The sequence below is a fragment of the Enterovibrio calviensis DSM 14347 genome, assembly GCF_000621165.1.
Lineage (GTDB): Bacteria > Pseudomonadota > Gammaproteobacteria > Enterobacterales > Vibrionaceae > Enterovibrio > Enterovibrio calviensis.
The window spans coordinates 16,434-40,656 of sequence record NZ_JHZA01000009.1 but is presented as its reverse complement, the minus strand read 5'-3'; the positions used below and the strand labels follow the sequence as shown (position 1 = coordinate 40,656).

The 24,223-nt window shown below is 49.0% G+C and carries 20 protein-coding genes and 1 other RNA gene; 13 read left to right on the top strand and 8 right to left on the bottom strand.

Annotated features, from left to right (window positions below):
* Nucleotides 1-792, bottom strand: a complete 792-nt coding sequence (locus tag Q365_RS0108655) for a lysophospholipid acyltransferase family protein (protein ID WP_028022968.1) — start codon at nucleotides 790-792, stop codon at nucleotides 1-3.
* Entirely contained in the window at nucleotides 789-1,616 is an 828-nt protein-coding gene (locus tag Q365_RS0108650) for a beta-ketoacyl synthase chain length factor (protein ID WP_035024709.1), read from the bottom strand. Before Q365_RS0108650 ends, Q365_RS0108655 begins: the two co-directional genes overlap by 4 nt.
* A gap of 56 nt (nucleotides 1,617-1,672) precedes the next feature.
* On the opposite strand from Q365_RS0108650, the gene Q365_RS0108645 reads away from it, so the two are divergent.
* From Q365_RS0108645 to Q365_RS0108635, 3 genes are read left to right on the top strand one after another with little or no spacing between them, the layout of a single operon-like run.
* A complete protein-coding gene (locus Q365_RS0108645; protein WP_028022966.1) occupies nucleotides 1,673-2,068 on the top strand; it encodes a hypothetical protein in 396 nt (131 codons plus the stop codon).
* Nucleotides 2,069-2,092: 24 nt separating this feature from the next.
* Complete coding sequence (locus tag Q365_RS0108640; RefSeq protein WP_028022965.1) at nucleotides 2,093-3,169, top strand: methyltransferase; 1,077 nt, start codon at nucleotides 2,093-2,095, stop codon at nucleotides 3,167-3,169.
* Between the two features lie 38 nt (nucleotides 3,170-3,207).
* Nucleotides 3,208-4,437 carry an NAD(P)/FAD-dependent oxidoreductase gene (locus Q365_RS0108635; RefSeq protein WP_028022964.1) on the top strand — a complete coding sequence of 410 codons (1,230 nt, stop codon included), beginning with the start codon at nucleotides 3,208-3,210 and terminating at the stop codon, nucleotides 4,435-4,437.
* 119 nt (nucleotides 4,438-4,556) lie between these two features.
* On the opposite strand, the gene barA is transcribed toward Q365_RS0108635, so the two are convergent.
* Nucleotides 4,557-7,301, bottom strand: a complete 2,745-nt coding sequence (barA, locus tag Q365_RS0108630; protein WP_028022963.1) for a two-component sensor histidine kinase BarA — start codon at nucleotides 7,299-7,301, stop codon at nucleotides 4,557-4,559.
* A gap of 210 nt (nucleotides 7,302-7,511) precedes the next feature.
* On the opposite strand from barA, the gene rlmD reads away from it, so the two are divergent.
* The 5 genes from rlmD to eno all read left to right on the top strand — a co-directional run bounded on the left by rlmD (nucleotide 7,512) and on the right by eno (nucleotide 15,316).
* On the top strand, nucleotides 7,512-8,828 hold the full coding sequence (gene rlmD / locus Q365_RS0108625; RefSeq protein ID WP_028022962.1) for a 23S rRNA (uracil(1939)-C(5))-methyltransferase RlmD: 1,317 nt from the start codon (nucleotides 7,512-7,514) through the stop codon (nucleotides 8,826-8,828).
* A gap of 120 nt (nucleotides 8,829-8,948) precedes the next feature.
* On the top strand, nucleotides 8,949-11,162 hold the full coding sequence (gene relA, locus Q365_RS0108620; protein ID WP_028022961.1) for a GTP diphosphokinase: 2,214 nt from the start codon (nucleotides 8,949-8,951) through the stop codon (nucleotides 11,160-11,162).
* A 177-nt stretch (nucleotides 11,163-11,339) separates the two neighbouring features.
* Entirely contained in the window at nucleotides 11,340-12,158 is an 819-nt protein-coding gene (gene mazG / locus Q365_RS0108615) for a nucleoside triphosphate pyrophosphohydrolase (RefSeq protein ID WP_028022960.1), read from the top strand.
* A 139-nt stretch (nucleotides 12,159-12,297) separates the two neighbouring features.
* The gene (locus Q365_RS0108610) at nucleotides 12,298-13,932 is read left to right on the top strand and encodes a CTP synthase (RefSeq protein ID WP_028022959.1); all 1,635 of its coding nucleotides are present in this window, start codon (nucleotides 12,298-12,300) and stop codon (nucleotides 13,930-13,932) included.
* Nucleotides 13,933-14,014: 82 nt separating this feature from the next.
* Nucleotides 14,015-15,316 (top strand): phosphopyruvate hydratase, encoded by a 1,302-nt coding sequence (gene eno / locus Q365_RS0108605; RefSeq protein ID WP_028022958.1) that lies wholly within the window; start codon nucleotides 14,015-14,017, stop codon nucleotides 15,314-15,316.
* Nucleotides 15,317-15,526: 210 nt separating this feature from the next.
* Here the strand turns inward: eno and Q365_RS0108600 are convergent, their stop codons facing one another.
* The 3 genes from Q365_RS0108600 to Q365_RS0108590 form a co-directional block, all read right to left on the bottom strand.
* Complete coding sequence (locus tag Q365_RS0108600; RefSeq protein WP_028022957.1) at nucleotides 15,527-16,738, bottom strand: FAD-dependent 2-octaprenylphenol hydroxylase; 1,212 nt, start codon at nucleotides 16,736-16,738, stop codon at nucleotides 15,527-15,529.
* Nucleotides 16,738-17,943: a 2-octaprenyl-6-methoxyphenyl hydroxylase gene (ubiH, locus tag Q365_RS0108595; protein WP_028022956.1), complete on the bottom strand. Its 1,206-nt coding sequence runs from the start codon at nucleotides 17,941-17,943 to the stop codon at nucleotides 16,738-16,740. The genes Q365_RS0108600 and ubiH overlap by 1 nt, the downstream gene beginning before the upstream one ends.
* A gap of 78 nt (nucleotides 17,944-18,021) precedes the next feature.
* The gene (locus Q365_RS0108590; protein WP_028022955.1) at nucleotides 18,022-18,597 is read right to left on the bottom strand and encodes a YecA/YgfB family protein; all 576 of its coding nucleotides are present in this window, start codon (nucleotides 18,595-18,597) and stop codon (nucleotides 18,022-18,024) included.
* 281 nt (nucleotides 18,598-18,878) lie between these two features.
* Between Q365_RS0108590 and zapA the strand changes: the two genes are divergently transcribed.
* The 5 genes from zapA (at nucleotide 18,879) to serA (ending at nucleotide 22,334) form a co-directional block, all read left to right on the top strand.
* Complete coding sequence (gene zapA, locus Q365_RS0108585; RefSeq protein WP_028022954.1) at nucleotides 18,879-19,187, top strand: cell division protein ZapA; 309 nt, start codon at nucleotides 18,879-18,881, stop codon at nucleotides 19,185-19,187.
* Nucleotides 19,188-19,200: 13 nt separating this feature from the next.
* A non-coding RNA gene (ssrS, locus tag Q365_RS26395) (6S RNA) lies at nucleotides 19,201-19,384 on the top strand.
* 42 nt (nucleotides 19,385-19,426) lie between these two features.
* Nucleotides 19,427-20,029 (top strand): 5-formyltetrahydrofolate cyclo-ligase, encoded by a 603-nt coding sequence (locus Q365_RS0108580; protein WP_028022953.1) that lies wholly within the window; start codon nucleotides 19,427-19,429, stop codon nucleotides 20,027-20,029.
* Between the two features lie 117 nt (nucleotides 20,030-20,146).
* Entirely contained in the window at nucleotides 20,147-20,800 is a 654-nt protein-coding gene (gene rpiA, locus Q365_RS0108575) for a ribose-5-phosphate isomerase RpiA (protein WP_028022952.1), read from the top strand.
* Between the two features lie 304 nt (nucleotides 20,801-21,104).
* Nucleotides 21,105-22,334, top strand: a complete 1,230-nt coding sequence (gene serA / locus Q365_RS0108570; protein ID WP_028022951.1) for a phosphoglycerate dehydrogenase — start codon at nucleotides 21,105-21,107, stop codon at nucleotides 22,332-22,334.
* 111 nt (nucleotides 22,335-22,445) lie between these two features.
* Here the strand turns inward: serA and Q365_RS0108565 are convergent, their stop codons facing one another.
* Nucleotides 22,446-23,144, bottom strand: coding sequence for an oxidative stress defense protein (locus Q365_RS0108565; protein WP_028022950.1), 699 nt, complete (start codon nucleotides 23,142-23,144; stop codon nucleotides 22,446-22,448).
* 114 nt (nucleotides 23,145-23,258) lie between these two features.
* Nucleotides 23,259-24,155 carry a LysR family transcriptional regulator ArgP gene (locus Q365_RS0108560; protein ID WP_028022949.1) on the bottom strand — a complete coding sequence of 299 codons (897 nt, stop codon included), beginning with the start codon at nucleotides 24,153-24,155 and terminating at the stop codon, nucleotides 23,259-23,261.
* Between the last annotated feature and the right edge of the window lie 68 nt (nucleotides 24,156-24,223).

The following is a 24,223-nucleotide window of genomic DNA, read 5'->3' as shown; positions in this document are numbered from 1 at the left end:
TTATGTTGAGTGTTGATGTTTGGAATTGTCAGTGTTTGGAAATAGTGCCGATGCCAGCGTTTTATTTAGCCGACGAGCAAGTGTCGCTTCCGTTACATCACAATCTGTGAATTCACTCGCGACTATCTTACCTTTCACCTCCACATGAAAAAAGGGTCTCGTGTCTGGAACTTGATACCATTTCTTTTCTTTTGTGAGAAAACTGGGGGTGACGGTGATATGAATGATGCGGATATCTGTTTGTGTTCTTACGGCAATTTGTGAAGCGCCACGTTGCAACTCTGCCCGCTCATTGGGCGTGGTGCGCGTCCCTTCAGGGAAAATGAGCAACACGTTGCCGTTACCGAGGCGTTCACTGCAACGTGAGAAAAGATCGTCAGGGCTGTTATTGGGGATATAACCTGCGGCTTTGACGATGCCCTTCATGAAGGGGTTATGCCATATGGCCGATTTCACCAAGCAATCACACTGCGGTAATTGCGATGCGATGAGTACGTAATCGATCAAGCTCGGGTGGTTGGCGAGGATCAGGCAGTTTCTGTCTTCCTTCAGCTTTTCTGCACCCGTAATACGAAAATTGATCGCACCGGTGTATTTCATGATCAAACAAAACAACAAGAAGGTTTTTTGGATGATCCGTTGAACTCGCCTTTCCCTGTCTTGATGATCTTTTGCGGTAAAGGTCATCACCGGAAAAACGAGGAATGTCAGCAACAATGCGCCAAGCCCAAACAGGCTGAAGCAAAAACCGGTAGCAAAAACCCGCCATCCTTTGCTGACGACTATGATCATTTTTCTACCCGCTCGATGTTCCAGCGCCAAGATTGGCGTGCACTGTCAATATAAAAACGGGCTTCGCTATTTAGCCACTGCGAGTAGAAAGCAAGCCCTTGTGGCAAGGCATTTTCTTGAATCCCGCCGCCGTTAACATCACTCATTGGGTGTCGCTCAATGCGAATGTCGTCACCTTTCGTAAGTAACAAACCCAATGCATAAGGCTGAAACGTTTGCTGTTCAAACTCATCATACGGTGCGGGTAAAGGGGCATCAAAGTCGATCACCAGTACACGATGATCGGGATGCTCGCTGAGATAAATCGCCGCTTCCGTCAAGGCACAGTGAAACGTATCTTCTCCTGCTGCTAATGACGTTGCAGGCACCGGAGTTTTGGTGGCGATGGTAAACAAGCCGGCAGCCGTATTGTGAACCGATTGCGAGAACGCTGTCGGAGAAGCTGGCTCACCCAACTGGATGTCTTTTAACAGCGCCACCGTGCGTTGCAGTTCGCCATGACGGCTTGAAAACACAACAAAATCGATGTGCTCATCGCGAGAAAGCTCTGTGGCAACTTGCACCGCTAACTTGCTGATTGGACTCATTCTACGCTTCATCATGGCGGGAATGGCGTCTGCTCTAGGTGCAGGCGCGTCCTCTGGCCAAGCGTGGTTTTGCCGACACCAATTCTCCCACGCCTCAGTGTTTTCAAGGCCTGGTGACAGTGCATTTAGTCGTTGCAGATTGAATTGAATACTACTCATGGGAGGTGCTATAACGTCGTTGATTATGTCATTGATCAATATTCTTACGCTTCGATCAATGTTGTAATACATGATCATATCGTAATCTTCGGTATAGGTAATCAACCCACCTGTGAAATAACAAGGAGTGTGTCGTGAAAATTAAAAAATATCTGGTTTTACTTACTTTATCTGTCTTGTTAGTTGGTTGTGGTCGAGTGCAACCGATCAGAAATGTTGAAAACGCCCCTATCGCGTATAACCTGCCAACGGCGACGGTGAAGCAAGCCATTATTGAGTCTGGGTCAAACCGTGGATGGGTGATGACGGAGATTGAGCCTGGCGTTATCCGCGGCGAATTATTTGTACGCTCTCACAGCGCGGTCATTGACGTGAATTACAGCGACAAGGTGTATTCCATTCACTATGTCGACTCTGACAACTTAAAATACAGCGATGGCAAGATTCACCGTAATTACAATCGCTGGATCAACAACCTAGATGTAGACATTCGTAAAAAGCTTTCAATGCTGTCTGCATCTCAAAAGTAACTGATGTTAAGTAGTAGGTTTAATTTGAACACCTTTGATGTGGATACCATTAGCGCATTTGATGCTAAGACCGAGGCGCAAAAGCTTGCTTTTGCGCCAATTGTTTTTCATACCGCCAGAACGTTACGTGACCTTGGTATTTTGAAAACACTGGATGATGCAGGTACTGAAGGCTTAGATGCAGTGCGTCTCTCTGAGCTCACGGGGGTGTCTGAGTACGGCGTTAAAGTGCTGCTCGACATGGCGTTATGTGCAAAGTTGGTGACTTGGCACGAACCACATTATCGACTCGCGAATATTGGCCATTTTGTGCTGCATGATGGCATGACGCGCGCCAATATGGATTTCACGGCAGACGTTTGTTATGCCGCAATGGCTCACCTTACGGATGCCATCAAAGAAGGTAAGCCTGCTGGATTGAAAGAGCTGGGTGAGTGGAGCACGATTTACGAAGGCTTGTCTGAGTTGCCTGAAAAGGCCAAGGAGAGTTGGTTCCAGTTTGATCACTTCTACTCTGATCGTTCTTTCCCGCTGCTGCTTAAAAAAGTGTTCGCACGTTCGCCGAAGAAAATTTTCGATATTGGTGGCAATACCGGCAAATGGGCGATGCAGTGCTGTCACTATGACGAGAACGTCGACGTCACCATCATTGATTTGCCGAAGCAAATTAACATGGCGCTAGAAAACGCCAAGCAGCAAGGGTTTGAAGACCGTATTCATGGTCATCCTTTTGATGCACTGAACACCTCACTGGCGCTGCCACAAGGGGCGGATGTGTGGTGGATGAGCCAATTCCTTGATTGTTTTTCGCCGATGGAAATTCTGAGTATTCTTCGTCGAGTCAGACAAGCCATGGCACCGGATGCGGTAGTGTATATTCTTGAACTGTTTTGGGATGCGCAAAAATATGAAGCCGCGTCGTACAGTTTGAATGCGACTTCGCTATATTTTACGTGCTTGGCAAACGGCAACAGTCGTTTTTACCGCTGTAATGAATTCCTTCAAATTGTTGAGGAAGCAGGTTTTGAGGTGGTCGAGCAAACGGATAATATCGGTCTTGGGCATACCTTGTTGACACTAAGCGCTCGCCAAGATTCATAATACCGCCACGCTCTGTGAATATTGAAAGGAGATACTGTTTGAAGATGGAAACGACTCAGGTTGCAATTATTGGTGCTGGGCCATCAGGGGCAATTGCCGCCGCTTTGTTAAATCAAAAAGGCATTGACGTGCTAGTGCTTGAGAAAGCCACGTTTCCACGCTTCTCTATCGGTGAAAGTCTGTTACCTGCTTGCATGGAATCGATACGAGCCGCGGGAATGCTTGATGCCGTTAATCAAGCCGGCTTTCAGTTTAAAAATGGTGCGGCGTTTAGCCATCGCGGACGCTATGTCAATTTTGACTTCACAGACAAATTTTCCATCGGGATAGGTACGACCTTCCAAGTTCAGCGCGGTCAGTTTGATAAAGTGCTTGCCGATGACGCCGAGCGTCAAGGCGTCACCATTCGCTATCAACATGAGATTGAATCGGTTGAGTTGGATGGCGATAAACCTCGGCTGATTGTGAAAAATCAAAATGGCGATGCTTATACATTGGCCGCGGATTTTATTCTTGATGCCAGTGGCTTTGGACGCGTGCTACCGCGTCTATTAGAACTTGAAACCCCTTCATGCTTACCTCCTCGTCAGGCGATTTTTACCCATATCGTTGATAATATTGAAGACTCTCAATATGACAGAGATAAAATTCTCATCTCAGTTCATCCTGAGCATCACGATGTGTGGTACTGGCTGATCCCATTTAGTAATGGTACATGTTCCTTTGGAATTGTTGGCGAACCTGCGTTTTTTGAGCGCTACCCAGACAATCACATCGAGGCCATTCGTCAGCTTGCTGCGGAGGAGCCACGATTGGCGGTGTTACTTGCGAACGCTGAGTACCCGAATCCATCAGGTCAAATTGGTGGATATTCGGCCAATGTATCAACACTGGCTACCAACAAATTTGCCTTACTAGGTAACGCAGGAGAGTTTCTTGATCCGGTGTTTTCTTCTGGCGTGACCATTGCTATGAAGTCCGCGGAATTGGCCACGGAAGTGTTAGCTCGCCAATTGGCCGGCGAAGACGTTGATTGGGCCGCTGACTATGAACAGCCTCTCTTAAAGGGAATTGATACGTTCCGTTGTTATGTGGAAGGCTGGTATACGGGAACACTTCAAGACGTAATTTTCTACCCGAGGCCTGATACCAAGGTTAAGCAGATGATTTGCTCGATTCTTGCAGGGTATGCGTGGGATCAAGATAACCCGTACGTGAAAGAACCTGTTCGACGTTTGAATGCGTTGGCCAGTATTTGTGCGCCTTAGTATTTTTGCCTGACGGTTAACTTAGCCAAAGTGCAATCCCATTCCTGAGGCTTGTTGGGCAGATAAAAAAACGGCAGAGACGAGCAACGTCTCTGCCGTTTTTTATTGTCTCGACATGATCACGCCGTATCGTTGAGATAGTGTGGCGACTGCTCCCGAATGTTACGTATTTCATCAAGCAATTCGCACAATTCCGGCTCAAGGTCTTCGTTGTTAGCCCCTTGCTTGTACTGAGTTTCTAGCTCATGGCACAGGTTTTTAAGTCGAGGTACGCCGCTGTAGGCGCAACTGCCATGCAGCTTGTGAATGACAGGCCAGAGTTCAATGGAATCGCCGTCCAGTGCCAGGTTCACTTTGTCTTCCACTTCATCAAATGAGCGCACCAGCATTTGCAGCATTTCTTTCGCCAATGCCTCTTTGCCAGATGCTTGCTTCATAGCTTGTGACCAATCAACACTGAGCGATGAGCTAACCGCATTAGTATGGGTCAATGGACTGTAGGAAGGCACATCTCCAGATTGTGGGTGAGTCCAATGGTGCAGGACTTGTTCGAGAATATGTTCTTCAATTGGCTTGGTGAGGTAGTCATCCATTCCTTCACCGAGCAAGCGCTCACGCTCTCCTGCCATCGCATGCGCGGTGACGGCAATAACGGGTGTTTGGTGATTCAGAGGCGAACGACGAATTTCCTGACACGCTGTTACCCCATCCATTTCTGGCATTTGAATGTCCATCAATATCAGGTCAAAGCGTTGCGAATGCGCTCGCTCGACGGCGTGCTTACCATCATGCGCGGTTACCACGTTGGTCACGCGCTCTTTTAATAGTGCAGCGATGAGCTTGAGGTTCGCAGGGTTATCATCCACTGCCATGACAGTCATTGGCAGTTTGTTTACATGTGTTTGAACCACGGCGGGCAGGGCTTTGGGTCTTTGTGGTTCACCTTGCAAAAGTTCCACCAGCTTACGCACTGACAATGGTTTAGGAAGGCACGCATCGACACCCGCATTTAAGAGATGTTCTGACAGCGCGAGCTCGGTCGTGGGCAAGCAAAATACCACTTTGTCACTGAATGTTTTTGCGCGAGAGGCTTGCGAAATCAAGGCATCAGGCTCGGGCACTGCATCGGCGTTAATGCAGATCATCACACAAGAGACGGGATCGGAATGTTCAGGCAGTTCATCAACGCTTCGAATGCTCAAGCCAAATTGAGCGAGTTTCTCGCTGGTGATCTGACGACTTTCAAGGTCGCTCTCAACCAAAATTAGCGAACTTCCTGCAAGCGCCTGATCATCGACAGGTTGCACCAACGGTAAGTCGGTTTTCATTAGCGACAAAGTAAACCAGAAGGTAGAACCTTGATGTAATCGGCTACTAAAACCAATGTCGCCACCCATTTGATTCACAAGATTTTGGGTGATCACAAGGCCAAGCCCCGTCCCGCCATAACGACGGCTGATACTTGCATCCGCTTGTCGGAATGCTTGGAAAAGTTGAGCTTGCTGGCGTTCGGAGATACCGATGCCAGAATCTCGAATCACGAACTGCAGTTCTAATTGCTCGTCACGCTGTTGCTTGAGTTCAACGCTGATACGAATATGACCGCGTTCGGTAAACTTGGTGGCGTTACCAATCAAGTTAGTGAGTACTTGCTGAATCCGAAGGGGATCGCCAATCACCCCTGAAGGAATGCGAGGGTCAATGCGAAGGTTTAGCTCCAAGCCTTTCTCGTGCGCCATTGGCGCAAGCAAGCGCATGACTTCTTCCAGTGAGTCTTCGAAATCAAATGGAATATTCTCCAACAACAATTTGCCCGCTTCTAGCTTCGAGAAGTCGAGAATATCGTTGATAATGGTCAGCAAGTTGTTGGCTGATTTCTCGATGGTTTGGAGGTAATCGCGCTGACTGCTACTCAATTGTGTTTTGAGCATTTGGCGAGTAAAGCCGATAACACCATTGAGCGGCGTACGCAGCTCATGAGACATGTTGGCGAGAAATTCGGATTTAACGCGTGCGGCTTCTTGCGCGTTTTTCTTGGCGATATCCAATTCAACGTTTTGAATTTCAAGTTGTTCGAGCGTTTCACGCAAATCTGATGTTGCCTGATCGATGCTCTGTTGCATCTCCAAATGGTATTCAGACAAAGAGATTGCCATGGCATTGATACCGTTCTTCAAGGTATCAAGCTCACCCAATAATTTGCCTTCAATCCGAACATCGAGATGCCCTCGACGGATTCTGTCGATCATATTGATCATTTGCTTTATTGGCGTTTCGACATCAAGCAACAAGCGATAGGCGAAAAATCCCGATAGAATAACGCCGAGAATGAGCACCACACTGGCGGAAATGATTTCCTGATACTGCTTGAGCTTCACCGTGGACAAATCCATTTCCATCGTGATGTAGCCGATGGGCATTTCAGGTGCCAGCGCGTTATTGAAATTGCCGATGGCGCGAATAGGCGCACGTAACAGCAAAGTGTCTTGCAGTCGGCTTATTTCCAAGCGATCGGGGATGGGCTGACCATCAGGGACGGCCATTAAATCGAGGTTGCGGTGGTAGTTCGAGGTGACGAAGAGGTCATTCTTGCCCGAAAATACCGCGATACTTCGAATATATTGACTGTGCTGCCGGTGAGTGTGGCCGATGAGACGACGCACGTTTTCACGGCTTTCGTTAGAAAGGCCGATTTCACTAGCAATTGCTAGTGGCTCTATGATTGCCTGACCCGCCACGCTCAATTGCTGTTCCAGCTCTTGATAGCGGTTTTTGATAAAATAGGCACTCAGTAAAATGCCGATGATCAGAGTCGGTGCAATGGTAAGGGTAATTACTCTGGCGCGAAGTCCGTATTTGGTCATGCTGTTTGTTCTGTGGGAGAATTGCCGCCATTTTCATGACGTACCTAATTCACGACGTACCTAGGGTTACATTCTAATCCTTGGTTCGGCTGTACACCAAAGCTGTCGGCGAGAATTCAGCAGGTTATCACAACACGCTGTTCGCCAATATATGATTCACTGCTGTGATCACGGAGAAAAAGTGATGACGGCCGACATTGGAATACCAACATGGCGCGTTTTTTTAAGCCGCAGAAAAAAAGTCTCGATACCAAACACAAGGCGATGAGCGTTGAGCGTCTTGATCACCAAGGCGATGGCGTAGCCTTTGACGGCAAAAAGCCGGTGTTTATTGCTGGCGCGCTACCGGGCGAAGATGTCGTGGTGCAGGTGACGGAAGATAAGCGACAGTTTGCGCGCGCCAAATTGATCAAAGTGAGCAAGCCAAGCGCTGAACGTGTGAAGCCATTTTGTCAGCATTATGGCCGATGCGGAGGCTGCAACTTGCAGCACTTAGCGCATGACGCTCAGATCGAAGCAAAGCAAGAAACGCTTTCTCAATTGATGAAAAAATTCGCTGCTGCGGATTTAACGCAAGATGCGCCAGTGCGCTCAGAGGATTTGGGCTATCGCCGTCGTGTGCGCTTGAGCGTAAAAATTAGCAAAGATGGAAAACTCGAAATGGGCTTCCGTCAACGAAGCTCAAAAGACATTGTCACCGTAACGCATTGCCCGGTATTGGATACCGATCTCGATTCGCTGCTTCCAAAGGTTTATGCCCTATTGGATGGTCTGCGTGGTCGACGCATTATTGGGCACATCGAGCTGGTGGGCTCGGATGCCGGACGCGTCCTGTTTGTTCGTGCGGTGAAGCCTTTGCATGATGAAGACGTGGCGAGCCTCAAGCAGTTCGCAGACGAACAAGCGTTGATTTTGTATGTGCAACAAGCCGATGCTGACGCAGAGCGACTCAGTGGCGAGTCACCGCATTACTCGCTAGATACCTTGACGTTGGCGTTTGAACCTCAAGACTTCATTCAAGTGAATGCCGATATCAACCAGAAAATGATTGCGCAAGCGCTCGATTGGTTGGCACTGAGCGATGACGATAACATTCTTGATTTGTTCTGTGGTCTAGGCAACTTCAGTCTGCCGATAGCAACACAAGTGGCATCGGTGGTTGGCGTTGAAGGCGTGGACGACATGGTGCAACGAGCGAGCGAAAACGCGAAGCGCAATGGCTTAGGCAATGCGTCTTTCTATCATGCCAACCTTGAGCTGGATGCTGCTGGCAGTGATTGGGGTAAACAGCGCTATAGCAAAGTTTTGCTCGATCCAGCACGTGCTGGTGCTTTAGGGGTTATGCCTTATGTGGCACAATCTGGGGCTGAGCGTGTTGTGTATGTTTCGTGTAACCCTGCAACCTTAGCAAGAGACAGCCAAGCCTTGCTAGAGCGTGGATACACCTTAGCGAGATTGGGCATGTTGGACATGTTTCCGCACACTGGGCACTTAGAGTCGATGGCGTTGTTCATCAAAAAGGCTTAGGTGGCAGAATACCAGCAACCATGAGGGTTGCTGGTTTATATACTCAAACCTCTTCCTTGTTCATGGAACAGGCACTCGAGGCGGTTTGTGTATATGGACTAGAACAAACAGGACAGTGAAATGGTCGCAATTCGTGGCGCGCACCTAAATGACAATAAAGATTTCTTGCTAGAACGCTGGGTAGATGGCCTAGCCCAAGATGCGGATGTCTCACAAGCACTGATTGACGCTTACTATGACTGCCAATCATTGGGCGATGAGCAAACGCTGGCTCAATCTCTGTGGTTTGGCCGCGAGATGATTGAAATTCTTGTCACTCTTAGCATGGACAAGGAAACCTTGATCGCAGCGCTGCTTTTCCCTGTAGTGGAAGATGGCCTGTTAACACAAGAAGCGCTGAAAGAACGCTACGGCAGCAACATCGCCAAATTGGTCGATGGTGTGCAAGAGATGGCGTCGATTCGCCATTTGAACTCCAACAATGAAGAAGCCACCGCAGCCCAAGTGGATAATGTGCGCCGCATGTTGCTCTCGATGGTTGATGATTTCCGCTGCGTCGTGATCAAGTTGGCTGAGCGAATTAGCTACCTGCGTGAAGTGAAAAATGAGCCAGATGACGTTCGTCAGGCTGTCGCGAAAGAATGTGCAAACATCTACGCACCACTGGCTAACCGCTTGGGTATCGGTCAGCTCAAATGGGAAATTGAAGACTATACCTTCCGTTATCAGCATTCGGGCATCTACAAGCAAATTGCCAAGCAACTGGCAGAACGCCGTATCGATCGCGAAGAGTACATTGATACCTTCGTGACTGACTTGCAGCAGGCGATGGGCGCGTCCAACATCAATGCACAGGTGTATGGTCGCCCTAAGCACATCTATAGCATCTGGCGGAAAATGCAGAAGAAGAGCCTCGATTTTGATGAGCTTTTTGATGTACGTGCCGTGCGTATCATTGCTGACCAACTACAAGATTGCTACGCCGCATTGGGTGTGGTGCATACCAAATATCGCCACCTTCCAAAAGAATTCGACGACTATGTCGCCAACCCGAAGCCCAATGGTTATCAGTCTATCCACACCGTGGTGCTCGGCCCTGAAGGGAAAACCGTTGAAATCCAAATCCGCACCAAGCAAATGCATGATGATGCTGAGCTTGGCGTAGCGGCGCACTGGAAATACAAAGAAGGTGCATCCGCGGGCGGACGCAGTGGCTACGATGAGAAAATCACCTGGCTACGCAAACTGTTGGCATGGCAAGAAGAGATGTCTGACTCGGGTGAAATGCTCGATGAGCTTCGTAGCCAAGTCTTTGATGATCGTGTTTATGCCTTTACACCAAAAGGTGATGTGGTCGATTTGCCTATCGGCGCTACGCCGCTCGATTTCGCTTACCACATCCACTCCGAAGTGGGTCACCGTTGTATTGGTACCAAAGTGGAAGGGCGCATTGTGCCGTTCACTTACCACCTGCAAATGGGCGATCAAGTCGAGATCATCACCCAGAAAGAGCCGAACCCTTCGCGTGACTGGCTAAATCCAAGCTTGGGTTTCGTCAATTCAGGCCGTGCTCGCGCCAAAATCAATGCATGGTTCCGCAAGCAATCACGTGAAAAGAACATGATTGCGGGCAAAGAGATCCTCGATGCCGAACTGGCGAAAATTGGCGCGGTGAGCAAAGATGCCTCGCTGGCGATGAAACGCTTCAACATGAACAGCTTGGAAGAAGTGTATGCCGGTGTTGGCAGTGGCGACTTGCGCATCAACCAAGTGGTCAATTACATCAATTCCTTGGTCAATAAACCGACCAAGGCACAAGAAGACCAGCAGCTCCGCGAAAAACTCGAACAAGCCGAAACCTCGTCAGCGCCGAAAAAACCTCGCCGTGATGCGGTGGTGGTTGAAGGGGTTGATAACCTGATGACCCATCTTGCACGTTGCTGTCAGCCGATCCCTGGTGATGCGATTGAAGGTTATGTGACGCAGGGGCGGGGTATCTCGGTTCACCGTTCGGACTGTGATCAATTATCTGAGCTTCGCCATCATGCACCAGAACGTATTATCGATACGGTATGGGGCGGCGGATTTGTGGGTAACTACCAAATCACGGTTCGCGTGTTGGCGTCAGAGCGTAACGGTTTAATCAAAGACCTAACTAACGTACTGACCAATGACAAAGTGAAAGTGGCAGGCATGCAAAGCCGTGTCGACTACAAGCAAAACATGTCGATCATGGACTTCGATCTGGAACTGAGTGATTTAGAAGTGCTGAGCCGAGTGATCTCTCGACTCGAACAAGTGCGCGATGTGCACGAAGCCAAACGACTTCACTGAGTTCGAAGACTGAGTGAAAATATTCGGTTTAAAAAGGGAGAGCCTCGGCTTTCCCTTTTTGTTATTGAACGCGTGTTGTTAAATGGCAGGAAAATAAGGGGTAAGAGCTTGGAAGCTAGAACCTGACTCCGAGGCCATCACAACACGTTTTGACACACTGACAGCGGGCAAATAGACATGAAAAAAATGTCGCGAATGCAAGAATTATTAGAAATTATGGCGACCCTACGAGACCCGAAAAATGGCTGTCCGTGGGATAAAAAGCAGACGTTTGATTCCATAATTCCTTACACCATCGAAGAAACTTTCGAGACCGTGGATGCGATTGAACGCCAAGATTGGGCGGATGTGCGTGATGAACTCGGCGATCTCCTGTTCCAAATCGTGTTCTATAGTCAACTCGGTAAAGAGCAGGGCGACTTTGATTTTGACGATGTCGTTGGGGCTATCTGTGACAAATTGGTGCGTCGTCACCCGCATGTGTTTGGTGAGAAAGACGCGGATGGCAATCCACTCCAGTCAGCAGATTGGGAAGGCATAAAAGCACAAGAGCGTGCTCAAAAAGCAGCCCCAGATGCAACCTTGAGTCTCTTAGACGATGTGCCGAACGCATTGCCTGCGTTAGGCAGAGCAACCAAGATTCAAAAACGTTGCGCCAGCGTCGGGTTCGATTGGGATGCGATTGGCCCTGTGGCTGAAAAAGTGCAAGAAGAGCTTGAAGAAGTCATGGAAGAAGCCTTGATGGTGGACGTTAATCAAGCGCGTGTTGATGAAGAAGTAGGCGACTTGTTGTTTGCCGTGGTGAATTTAGCTCGCCATGTTGGGACAAATCCCGAAAGTGCATTAAGAAAAGCGAATTTAAAATTCGAAAAGCGTTTTCGTCAAATTGAAATGAAATTACGCGAAAATGGTAAAAACTTGCAGGAAAGTCAGACAGATGAGCTAGAAAATCTCTGGCAAGAAGTGAAACGTGACGAAGGCAACAAAGCTGTGTAAATCACTCCATTGATTTACGACAAAAAAAAACGTTCGGCTGTGTGATAGTTTTCACGTTGTGGGAAGTTTCGGGCTCTGGTAACATGTCGTCCCGTCCAGATTTCCAATATTTCCCCTAAATCCAACTCTCAGGTTTAGCATGACAACGAATTACATTTTTGTAACTGGCGGGGTGGTTTCCTCCCTCGGTAAGGGTATTGCTGCAGCGTCTTTGGCAGCGATTTTAGAAGCACGTGGTCTTAACGTGACCATGATGAAGCTCGACCCTTACATCAACTTGGATCCGGGCACGATGAGCCCAACCCAGCACGGTGAAGTATTCGTTACGGAAGACGGTGCAGAAACCGACCTAGATTTGGGTCACTACGAGCGTTTCATCCGTACCAAGATGACTAAGCGCAATAACTTTACGTCTGGTCGTGTATACGCCGATGTATTGCGCAAAGAGCGCCGCGGCGACTACTTGGGTGCAACCATTCAGGTTATCCCACATATCACTAACTCGATTAAAGAGCGCGTGCTTGCTGGCGGCGAAGGTCACGACGTGGCTATCGTTGAAATCGGCGGTACTGTTGGTGATATCGAGTCATTGCCATTCCTAGAAGCTATCCGTCAATTGGCGGTAGAACTTGGTCGCGAACGCACCATGTTCATGCACCTGACTTTGGTTCCTTACCTTGCTGCGGCAGGTGAAGTGAAAACCAAACCTACTCAACACTCTGTTAAAGAGCTGCTGTCTATCGGTATTCAGCCAGACATTCTGGTTTGCCGTAGCGACCGTGTGATCCCTGCAAACGAACGTTCTAAGATTGCCCTGTTCTGTAACGTGCAAGAAAAAGCCGTTATTTCAATGAAGGACGTGGATTCTATCTACAAAATCCCTTCACTGATCCGTTCACAAGGCCTGGACGATTTGGTTTGTCAGCGTTTTGGTATCACGGCGCCTCAAGCAGATTTGTCTGAGTGGGAACAAGTTATTTTTGAAGAAGCGAACCCGACCGGTGAAGTCACTATCGGTATGGTTGGTAAGTACATCGAACTGCCAGACGCATACAAGTCTGTCAACGAAGCACTGAAGCACGCTGGCCTAAAAAACCGTCTAACCGTGAACATCAAGTATGTTGACTCTCAAGACGTAGAAAGCAAAGGCGATGAAGCATTACTGGGTCTAGATGCAATTCTAGTACCGGGTGGTTTCGGCGATCGTGGCGTTGAAGGCAAGATTCTGGCAGCGAAATTCGCACGCGAAAACAAAATTCCTTACTTGGGTATCTGCCTCGGCATGCAAGTGGCGTTGATCGAATACGCACGCAACGTTGTTGGCATGGAAGGCGCGAACTCTACTGAGTTCAATAAAGAAAGCAAATTCCCAGTTGTTGGCCTGATCACTGAGTGGGTCGACGGCGAAGGTAAGGTTGAAGCGCGTACAGAGAAATCTGACTTGGGTGGCACCATGCGTCTTGGCGCACAGCTATGTCACTTGAAAGACGGCACCAAAGCGCGTGAGCTATACGGTAATGCGTCTATCCATGAACGCCACCGTCACCGCTATGAAGTCAACAACGTGCTGCGTCCGCAGCTTGAAGAAGCAGGCTTAGTTGTATCTGGTCTGTCAGCGGACAAGAAGCTGGTTGAAATTATTGAAAACCCTGAGCACCCATGGTTTGTGGCGTGCCAGTTCCACCCTGAATTTACCTCTACGCCACGTGACGGACATCCTTTGTTTGAAGGTTTTGTTGCTGCGGCAGGTAAAAATCAGCGTGGCGAGCTGTAACTGAGAACAAGAGGCGGTTGCGAAGGTAGTGCAGCCGCTTTTTTCGCATTTTTAAGCTATATGACATACGAGAGGAAACACAATGTCTAAGATCGTTAAAGTTCTAGGTCGTGAAATTATCGATTCACGCGGTAACCCAACTGTAGAAGCAGAAGTTCACCTAGAAGGTGGCTTCGTTGGTATGGCAGCTGCTCCATCTGGCGCATCTACCGGCTCTCGCGAAGCTCTTGAACTACGTGACGGCGACAAAGCTCGTTTCCTAGGCAAAGGCGTACTTAAAGCAATCGGCGCAGTAAACGGCGAAATCGCTAACGCTCTTGAAGGTAAAGACGCGACAAACCAAGCAGAAATCGACCAAATCATGATCGACTTGGACGGTACTGAGAACAAATCTAAGTTCGGTGCTAACGCAATCCTAGCGGTATCTCTAGCGAACGCTAAAGCAGCAGCTGCTGCTAAAGGCATGCCACTGTACGAGCACATTGCTGAGCTAAACGGCACTGCTGGTCAGTTCTCTATGCCACTACCAATGATGAACATCATCAACGGTGGCGAGCACGCTGACAACAACGTTGACATCCAAGAGTTCATGATTCAGCCAGTTGGCGCTGCAACTTTGAAAGAAGCTGTTCGCATGGGCGCTGAAGTATTCCACAACCTAGCGAAAGTATTGAAGTCTAAAGGCTACAACACTGCAGTTGGTGATGAAGGCGGTTTCGCTCCTAACCTTAAATCTAACGCTGAAGCGCTAGAAGTTATCGCAGAAGCTGTTGCAGCTGCTGGTTACGAGCTAGGCAAAGACATCACTCTTGCTATGGACTGTGCAGCATCTGAGTTCTTCGACAAAGAAGCTGGCATCTACAACATGAAAGGCGAAGGCAAAACCTTCACCGCTGAAGAGTTCAACCACTACCTTGCTGGTCTAGTTGAGCAATTCCCAATCGTTTCTATCGAAGACGGTCTGGACGAGTCTGATTGGACTGGTTTCAAACACCAAACTGAGCTTCTAGGCGACAAAATTCAACTAGTAGGTGACGATCTATTCGTTACTAACACTAAGATCCTTGCTCGCGGTATCGAAGAAGGCATCACTAACTCTATCCTGATCAAGTTCAACCAAATCGGTTCTCTAACTGAAACTTTGGCTGCGATCAAGATGGCTAAAGACGCTGGTTTCACTGCAGTTATCTCTCACCGTTCAGGTGAAACTGAAGATGCAACTATCGCTGACCTAGCTGTTGGTACTGCTGCAGGCCAAATCAAGACTGGTTCTATGAGCCGTTCTGACCGTGTTGCTAAGTACAACCAACTTATCCGTATCGAAGAAGCTCTGGGCGAACGCGCACCTTTCAACGGTCTGAAAGAAGTTAAAGGCCAAGCGTAATCGCTTAGCACTTCATTCAGTCGGCGATAAGCTGATTTAGATATGAAAACGGCTCCCTCGGGAGCCGTTTTTTTGTTTGTCGGATAGGGAATGTAAGGACCTAGGAAGAGCAGGACCTAGGAAAAGAAGGTCCTAGATCCTACGAAGAGCGAAAGCGAAAATCTTTATCGTCTCTTAGGCCTTCAACAACATTTTGCAGTACCCAGTACCTTATTTCTTCGCCAGATCTGGCAAATCCCCACTCAAGCCCAAAGCTCTTTTAATAAACTGTGTTTTGATACCCGGTAGCGTCGCCGCTGCCATTAAACCAATGCCACGGAACAGTTTCTTAGCAGGGTTCTCTCCTGAGAAAATATCGCGAAACCCTTGCATGGCAGCAATCATGTGAGCCGCTTCGGCTTTGCGCCAGCGTTCAAAACCGCGAAGGTTGGCTTTCTCGCCAATGTCTTTGCCTTCTTCATGCAAGCGCACTAATTCCTGCGCCAAGCTGGTGGCATCTAACAACCCGAGATTTACCCCTTGGCCTGCCAACGGGTGAATCGTGTGAGCAGCATCCCCGATGAGCGCGACGCGATCGACCACGAAGTCGCGGGCGTAACGCATCTTCAAAGGAAATGCAGCGCGTTGGCCTTCTACAGAGCAAAGCCCTAATCGAGTATCAAATGCAGCAGTCAGTGCTTTGTTAAAGTCTTCATCTGACATGCTGCAGCGCTGGTCTGCAAGCTCAGGGGATTGTGACCATACAATAGAGCAAAGGTGTGGGTCTGAGAGTGGCAAGAACGCTAATGGGCCATCTGGTGTGAATATTTGACGAGCAACGCCGCCATGAGGCTCTGCCGTGCGAATGTTAGCGACGAGTGCGCTATGCCCGTAATCCCAATGCGTGAGTGGAATCGAAAGCTGGTTTCGTACCCATGAGTTTGCGCCATCAGCACCGACCACCAGCTTCGCGGTAATGGCGTTGCCGGAATCGAGCGTTAGCCATGCTTCGGTTTCACCGAACATCAGGCTCGCGCATTTGTCTGGGCAAAATAGGGTGACATTGTGCTGCTGCTTGATGCGTTCAAACAATGACAGTTGGATAACACGGTTTTCTACGATATAGCCGAGGTTAGGCTGACCCATGTCCATGGCATCAAAATCAATCGCGCCAAAGCTGTCTTGCTCCCATACCGACATCTTTTGATATGGGCTGCTGCGTCGAGACGTTATCCCGTCCCATGCACCCACGTTTTTTAAGATGTTTTCGCTGGCTCGGCTGAGTGCAGAAACACGCAGGTCGGGAAGGGGAGGCAGATCGGTGTCTGGCATTTTCCCTTCAATCACCGCAATGCGAAGGTCGCTGTCTGCGAGGGCTGCCGCCAGTGTTAATCCCACCATGCCGCCACCAATAATGGCGATGTCTACGTTTGTCATTTTCATTATCGTTCTACCAGCCCCATTGCGCGCGTTAGCAATGGCGCTTTTAATCCGCTAAAGACGGACATGGCCGCCAGTCCTAAATTGCGCCCAACAATGAGTGGCGCAGACGTGTTGGAAAAACCATGAACAAGCCCTGATGTCATGGCGACGGTCGCGTCTCTGTCTGGTTCTCGACGATGCAGATAACGCTGAAGCATCATCATGTTACCGCCGTCTTGGTGTTCGTTATGTGCCTGTGCAATTTCTTCTGCCAAGGTCACCACGTCGCGAAGCCCAAGATTGAAACCTTGGCCAGCAATAGGGTGAAGCGTTTGTGCCGCGTTTCCTACAACAGCAAAACGGTGGCTCACAAGCTGCGTGGCTTGGCGTAGAATCAGCGGATAGCTGCTGCGCTGCCCAACATGCAGAAGTTGACCAAGGCGCCAGCCAAACATGTGTTGAAGCTTGTCAGTGAACTCACCATCAGAAAGCGCAAGCAGATCGTCGGCTTGATGCGGTTTAACGCACCATACCAGTGAGCTGCGACCTTCAGACATCGGCAGTAATGCGACAGGGCCCGTTTCGGTAAAACGCTCAAAGGCTTTGCCTTGGTGAGGCAATGATGTGGTCACGTTGGCAATCAAGGCGACCTGCTCAAAATCATGTTCGTGACGCGCAATGCCTACCATGTCACAACACGATGAGAGTGCGCCGTCGGCAGCAACCATTAACTTGGTGGTTAGCACTTGTCCGTCGTTGAGCGTTATCGAGACCTTGTCGGTTTCACGGCGCAATTCAGTGACGAAAGATGGGCAGTACAAGGTGATGTTTTTGGCTTGATGCAGGGCTTGATGGAACACACGACCTGCGTCGGCTAATTCAATGACATTGCCCAAGTAGGGCAAGCCTTCCTTGCGAGCGTTCATTTCGGTGAGGCCGAAATGGCCGCGATCAGAAACATGAATGGTGTTGATTGCCGTGGCGAATGGGGCGACTTTTTGCCAAATACCGAGTTGTTCCAGCAATTGGCAACTGCCATACGAAAGCGCAATGCTTCGCGCATCATATCCAGGGTGTGCATTGTCAGGGATGGCAGCTTCCACCACGGCAACGGACAGTTGAGCCTGCGTTAAACGCTCTATGGCGAGTGCAAGCGTGGCACCGGCCATTGCGCCTCCGGCGATGATCACATCATAGGTGTGTGTTGACGGCGCTGTTGCGTCCATTCCCTGCCTTACTCCAACGGTTGTTTCTGATAACAACGGCTTATTGATTCTTCGTGATGCGTTGGCGTTAACGCGCCATTAATGCAGCGTTGGCTTTGCATCTTCATCGTCTTGGGCTTTGGCACCGAGCTCAATGTGCAAGGTCATGGCGCATACACGAACGTGCTCAATCACTTGCTCAAGCAGCAGCGCTTGTTCTTCCAAATCTTCGTCTTCATCAATGCCAAGTTGGGCGATTTCAGACAAATCAGCAAGCACTTCTTTGGCATCGTCAGATAGCTTACCTGCGCTGACACCAGCAAGGCCCACACCGGCGATAAAGGCATTAACCCACTCAGACAAGCCGTCTGCTCGCTCCATGAGATCGACGTTTTCATCAGGCAGTAGAGGATCGAAGTCCATTTGGCCTGAGTGTAGTTGTGTATTTGCAATGCCGAGAGAAGTTGCAGCTAGCGTTTTTGATTCATGCGGCCAACCAGCACCGTCATTGGTGTAGTCATAAAGCATTGGCATCCAATTGCCGAGTTCTGGGTCGAGTCCACCGCAAAGCATACCGCAAAGCAAACCTTGCATTTCAGCGGGAGTCACCGCCAAGCTGTCGGATTTTAAAGTGGTAGCGATGATGCTGTATTCGGGTAAAGTTACTTGGGTCACGAGGGCCACCTTGGATGCCGTTAATTTCTTGCCGTATGCTACCACTTAGCGCAATGTCACTGAACATCTCAACCTAAAAAGTCCATGTATGCCCACGGAAACGTGTTTCAGATTTTCAAAATAGCTCTGATTTTCATCACATTGACGACTTTTCGTGTAATCAGTGCATCGAGAGACACAAGACATTAGGATAAACTTGCAGTTTAATCTGCCATTTTCTATAGTTTGTGCCCGTTACGTCAGGGTGCGACATCGCACTTTGAAGGGAGCTCAAAAAGAACATGACTACGCAGGCTGTTGAAATTCAAATCCTAGGCAAGACGATGCGCGTTAACTGTCCAGCAGGGCAGGAAGAAGCATTGATTGAAGCAGCGAACGACTTTGATCAACGGTTGCATGAATTGTCTGGGCGCACTAAAGTAACGAATACAGAGCAGTTGCTCACCATTGCGGCACTGAATGTCTGCTACGAATTGTTGGCAGAAAGACAAAAAAGTGTCGACGAAAAGAATGACATGGAACAGCGTATTACGCTGTTGCAGCAAACGATTGAAGAGGCGTTGTTGAAACACAGCGCGTCGAAAGCCTAAGGGCTTTACCTGTTTGACCCTGGAGTGTGCGTCAGTGGATCTGAGTCCCTGAGCCGATAAGCACATCTAAGGGTGAGTTGTTACAGGCTTTTGTGCAAGCTCGGCTCGTACCGAGAAGCCTACGGTCTGTTCTGCCCATCCGCCTTGAACCGCAGGGTTCAAGGGCGTAAGATCCCCAACGGCACTCCGGGGCCATCCCTTCTTAGATAGACCATTCAGCAAACGGCAAGGACAGCCCGATGCCAGTGAGCACTTCCGATCAGCGCCAAGCGCTACGCAAGCATATCCGCCACCAACGTCGCTCTCTATCCGAACAAGATCAGCAATACGCTGCTGCGCAATTACTGATGCGCTTTCAGCAATCTGACTCAGTCAGCCAAGCTAAGCATATTGCCCTGTATCTGTCGGTGGACGGTGAAATCGATACAACACCCTTGATTGAGCATTGTTGGATTACTGGCAAGTCAGTGTACTTGCCAGTGCTTCACCCTTTCAGCGCTGGGCATTTACTCTTCCTCCATTACCATCAGCAATCCATTCTCTTACCCAATCGATATGGCATTTTAGAGCCTAAACTGGATGTGCGAGATGTGTTGCCCGTCGACAAGCTGGATCTGATCTGCACGCCGCTAGTGGCGTTTGATCAAACCGGTCAACGCTTGGGAATGGGCGGGGGGTATTATGATCGCACCCTTGCGCCTTGGTACGAGACACAGCAAGGCGCAAAACCCTTGGGCGTTGCCCATGATTGTCAGCAAGTTGATGCCCTTCCGATTGAAGCATGGGACGTGCCGCTTCCTGAAATATTAACGCCATCGCGACATTGGCACTGGTCGGTATGATGGAATTGGATCAGATAAGCAGGAACGGGATCTTGGTACGCAAAAATCCCCACCTTATGTAATCAGTTCTGTATAATCGGCCTCGCGTTTTTCCCCCTAAATTAGCAGGAGATCCTCATGACTCAGGATGAAATGAAGAAAGCGGCTGGCTGGGCTGCGTTGGAATATGTTACCAAAGGCAGCATTGTCGGCGTAGGTACAGGCTCAACCGTGAATCACTTCATTGATGCCCTTGAAACCATGAAAGAGCAAATCAAAGGTGCGGTGTCGAGTTCTGTCGCATCGACTGAGCGCCTTGAGAAGATTGGTATTCCTGTGCTTGACGCCAATGAAGTGGCGAGCTTGGATATCTACGTGGACGGTGCAGACGAAATCAACCCAAGCAATGACATGATCAAAGGCGGCGGCGCGGCGCTGACGCGTGAGAAGATTGTCGCAGCCATTGCAGAGAAATTTATCTGCATTATTGATGACACCAAGAAGGTCGATGTTCTGGGCCAATTCCCATTGCCGGTTGAAGTGATCCCAATGGCGCGTTCTTATGTTGCTCGCGAACTGGTTAAGCTTGGTGGTGACCCTTGCTACCGTGAAGGCTGCGTGACTGACAATGGCAACATGATTCTTGACGTGCACAATCTTCAAATCACTGATGCGAAGCAATTAGAAGATACCATCAATGGTATTGCTGGTGTGGTGACTGTGGGTCTATTTGCAAATCGCGGTGCTGATGTGGTGCTAGAAGGCACACCAAACGGCGTTGTGAAAAGCTAAATTCTCTTTGACGGGCAAACCCTTACCTTTCTGCATTTTTTTGCCACGAAAGCCAAACGTTTGCGTTCAAGGAACTCAATAAGTTAGCGGCGCCTTTTAGGTGCCGTTTTTTTTCGCTTTTATAACGTAATATTCTTACCCTTTCGAACAACTTTTTGTTACCTTAGTCACTAATTGTGAGGCGTTCATGACCACTTTGGTTGATAAATGTTCAATCTAGCCCAGGTTTGATCGAAGCCCTCAGCCACTCGGATGGCAAAACCAATTTTTGTAATTCTGGTTTGTTTTTAAGGATGAGAACCACATGGCTAAAGTGTCGCTTGATAAAGACAAAATAAAAATCCTTCTTCTTGAAGGCGTCCACCCAACTGCATTAGAAGTGCTGCAAAGCTCTGGTTACACCAATATTGAGTATCACAAAGGGTCATTGGCGGGTGAAGAGCTAGAAGCAGCAATTGCTGATGCTCACATTGTTGGCATTCGTTCTCGCACTCAGCTGACTGAAAAAGTCTTTGAAAAAGCAAAGAAGCTGATTGCTGTTGGTTGTTTCTGCATTGGTACTAACCAAGTCAGCCTGACTGCTGCTGCAAAGCGTGGTATCCCTGTTTTCAACGCACCTTTCTCAAATACTCGTAGCGTTGCAGAATTAGTGCTAGGTGAGATCCTTCTTCTTCTTCGCGGTATTCCTGCGAAAAATGCTCAGGCGCACCGTGGTGAGTGGATGAAGTCTGCTGACCGTTCTTTTGAAGCGCGTGGTAAAAACCTCGGCATTATCGGTTACGGCCACATTGGTACTCAGCTTGGTATTCTTGCGGAAAACCTTGGTATGCGTGTTTTCTTCTATGATATTGAAAACAAGCTATCTCTTGGTAATGCGCAGCAAGTGGCGTCGATGTCAGAGCTGCTGAACAAGAGTGACGTGATTACCTTACATGTGCCAGAAACCGCATCTACGCAAGACATGATGGGTAGCGAAGAGTTTGCTCGCATGAAGCCTGGTGCTGTATTCATCAACGCCGCTCGCGGCACTGTGGTGGATATCGATGCGCTATGCGGTGCACTGGAAAGTGGTCACATTGGCGGTGCAGCAATTGATGTATTCCCAACTGAACCAAAAACAAACAGCGACCCATTCATGTCGCCGTTACAAGCCTTTGATAACGTTATTCTGACGCCACATATCGGTGGTTCTACGCAAGAAGCGCAGGAAAACATCGGTATCGAAGTCGCAGGTAAAATGGTGAAATATTCCGACAATGGTTCAACCTTGTCGTGTGTGAATTTCCCTGAAGTGTCTCTGCCAGAGCATAGCGGCACATCACGTTTGCTTCACATTCACCAAAACAAGCCTGGCATCCTAACCAAGATCAACACCATCTTCGCTGAAGAGGGCATCAACATTGCTGCTCAGTATCTGCAAACTAACGCAGAGTTTGGTTATGTGGTTATCGATGTGGAAACGGAGCATTCAGAGAAGGCCCTTGAGAAGCTAAAAGCGATCGATGGCACCTTGCGTGCGCGTATTCTTCACTAATTTGGGTTGACGCGTTTGTTCCCCCTCAAACCGTCTTCCGCCCATTAATAAGGCCGCATTAGCGGCCTTATTTTTTTGTCTGTTGTCTGTTCTTTGTTGGCGACTCCGCGACTATTCCCCTAGCGCATAGACAACGTCGACACGATCTCGGATGGTGATTTCCGCGTCTTTGTAAGTCGCGCTTACGTCAGCTGCAGCCTCTGCCATGCGCATCATCACTGGGCGAATCGGCGATTGATCGACGTAACGGATCTCCCAAACGCCCGCCAAGGTTTCACCAAAGCCTTTGGCTAAGGATTTTGCCTTCGCTTGTGCGTCAGCAATGGCTGCCATGCGGGCTTTTTCTTTTAGTTCAGCTTCTTTGCTGGAAGAAAATGCGATGCCATTTACGCGGTTAATTCCGTCGGCTAATGCGCCATCCAATACACGGTTTAGGTTATCGAGATCGTTGACCGTGACTGTGACTGTGCGAGTTGCACGATAGCCAGTGAGCTTCGGCTCGCTATTCTTGGGATAGCTGTATTGAGGTTGTAGCGACAGGTTAGCGCTGTCTATGTCTTTATCTGCAATCCCCATTTTTTGAAGGCGCTCAACGAGAGCGGCGATGGCGTTGTCTGACGCTTTCTTGGCGGCTTGTGCAGATGTGCGGTTGAGTGACACGGCGACGTCAATATTTGCCATGTCTGGAGTGGCAATCACTTCGCCCACGCCCACGGTTTGCAAATGCGGAAAATCAGGTGACGCGATAGCGGCAAAAGGCGACAAAGTCACTGCCGCGCCGAGCAAAGTCGCAATGAGGTGCTTTTTCATAGGAGAGTTTCCATTTTTATCAGTTTCAACACGGTTTGACCGCAAGTCTTTCTCGATTATCCCTGACGTTGAGAAAATACGAAACACCCAAACCTTCTCGGGCAGAGCGAATAGCTAATGGGGTAATACACGTCGAGCATAACTTAAGCATGCATTGGTCATTTGCGCCAGTACGCCACTTTCAGTTGCAAAGTGATGCCAATACAGGTGTCGGGATACGCCATCGCCAGGACACAGGTCGACTAACTCTCCGCTTGCGAGTTCTTGTTCAATTTGCAGCTTGGGTATGAGGCAATAGGCAACACCGAGTTTCGCCATATTCACAAAGGCTTCAGACGAACGAACCATGTGGCTGCGCCATCCGACGGTGGGTAGATTGAAGCGTTCAGATACGAATAGAGTGTGCATGTCATCAAGGCGGTCGAACACCACGGCGGGGGCCTTGCTGACCGTTTCAGCATTCATGCCATTAGGGAAGAAGCGATCTTTGAAATCGGGTGTGGATACGCACAAGTACTTCATTTCACCGAGATATTGCGCTATGCAACCATGTAATGGATGCGCTTCTGTGCTGATAGCTACGACTGCTTCACCAGAGCGAATGCGATTGAGGCTGCGCACTTCATCGTCAACGATTAGGCTCAGCTCAAGAGCTTGTGCCTGCATGAGCGGCGTCAGTGCGGGAAGTAGCCAGGTTGCGAGACTATCGGCATTGGTAGCAATGGGCACGGTCACCGCGCTCGATTGCCCATCTGGCATCAGTTCGGGAATCAGTTCTTGCTCCAACAGTTGAACGCGTTGATGAAGCCCTAGTAGTTTCCTTCCGATAGCGGTTGGTTGTGGCGGGTTATCTCTTATCAGTACGGGCTGTGCCACCAGCTTTTCAAGTTGCTTGATACGTTGAGAGACTGCCGACTGAGTGATGAAAAGCGTATCCGCAGCCTTTTCAAAACTGCCATTGGCGATCACCGCATCCAATGCAGCTACCCAGCGATAATCGAGTCCTTTCATCCCAGTATCCTTTATTGAATTCGAATATTAGCTTATCTAATGTAGCATCAATTTTATTAGTTTTACTT

Excerpts from the sequence above, each read along its gene's own strand:
- Q365_RS0108655 (WP_028022968.1), bottom strand. The coding sequence starts at position 792 with ATGATCATAGTCGTCAGCAAAGGATGGCGGGTTTTTGCTACCGGTTTT.
- Q365_RS0108650 (WP_035024709.1), bottom strand. The coding sequence starts at position 1,616 with ATGATCATGTATTACAACATTGATCGAAGCGTAAGAATATTGATCAAT.
- barA (WP_028022963.1), bottom strand. The coding sequence starts at position 7,301 with ATGACCAAATACGGACTTCGCGCCAGAGTAATTACCCTTACCATTGCA.
- rlmD (WP_028022962.1), top strand. The coding sequence starts at position 7,512 with ATGGCGCGTTTTTTTAAGCCGCAGAAAAAAAGTCTCGATACCAAACAC.
- relA (WP_028022961.1), top strand. The coding sequence starts at position 8,949 with ATGGTCGCAATTCGTGGCGCGCACCTAAATGACAATAAAGATTTCTTG.
- mazG (WP_028022960.1), top strand. The coding sequence starts at position 11,340 with ATGAAAAAAATGTCGCGAATGCAAGAATTATTAGAAATTATGGCGACC.
- Q365_RS0108610 (WP_028022959.1), top strand. The coding sequence starts at position 12,298 with ATGACAACGAATTACATTTTTGTAACTGGCGGGGTGGTTTCCTCCCTC.
- eno (WP_028022958.1), top strand. The coding sequence starts at position 14,015 with ATGTCTAAGATCGTTAAAGTTCTAGGTCGTGAAATTATCGATTCACGC.
- Q365_RS0108600 (WP_028022957.1), bottom strand. The coding sequence starts at position 16,738 with ATGAAAATGACAAACGTAGACATCGCCATTATTGGTGGCGGCATGGTG.
- ubiH (WP_028022956.1), bottom strand. The coding sequence starts at position 17,943 with ATGGACGCAACAGCGCCGTCAACACACACCTATGATGTGATCATCGCC.
- zapA (WP_028022954.1), top strand. The coding sequence starts at position 18,879 with ATGACTACGCAGGCTGTTGAAATTCAAATCCTAGGCAAGACGATGCGC.
- Q365_RS0108580 (WP_028022953.1), top strand. The coding sequence starts at position 19,427 with ATGCCAGTGAGCACTTCCGATCAGCGCCAAGCGCTACGCAAGCATATC.
- rpiA (WP_028022952.1), top strand. The coding sequence starts at position 20,147 with ATGACTCAGGATGAAATGAAGAAAGCGGCTGGCTGGGCTGCGTTGGAA.
- serA (WP_028022951.1), top strand. The coding sequence starts at position 21,105 with ATGGCTAAAGTGTCGCTTGATAAAGACAAAATAAAAATCCTTCTTCTT.
- Q365_RS0108565 (WP_028022950.1), bottom strand. The coding sequence starts at position 23,144 with ATGAAAAAGCACCTCATTGCGACTTTGCTCGGCGCGGCAGTGACTTTG.
- Q365_RS0108560 (WP_028022949.1), bottom strand. The coding sequence starts at position 24,155 with ATGAAAGGACTCGATTATCGCTGGGTAGCTGCATTGGATGCGGTGATC.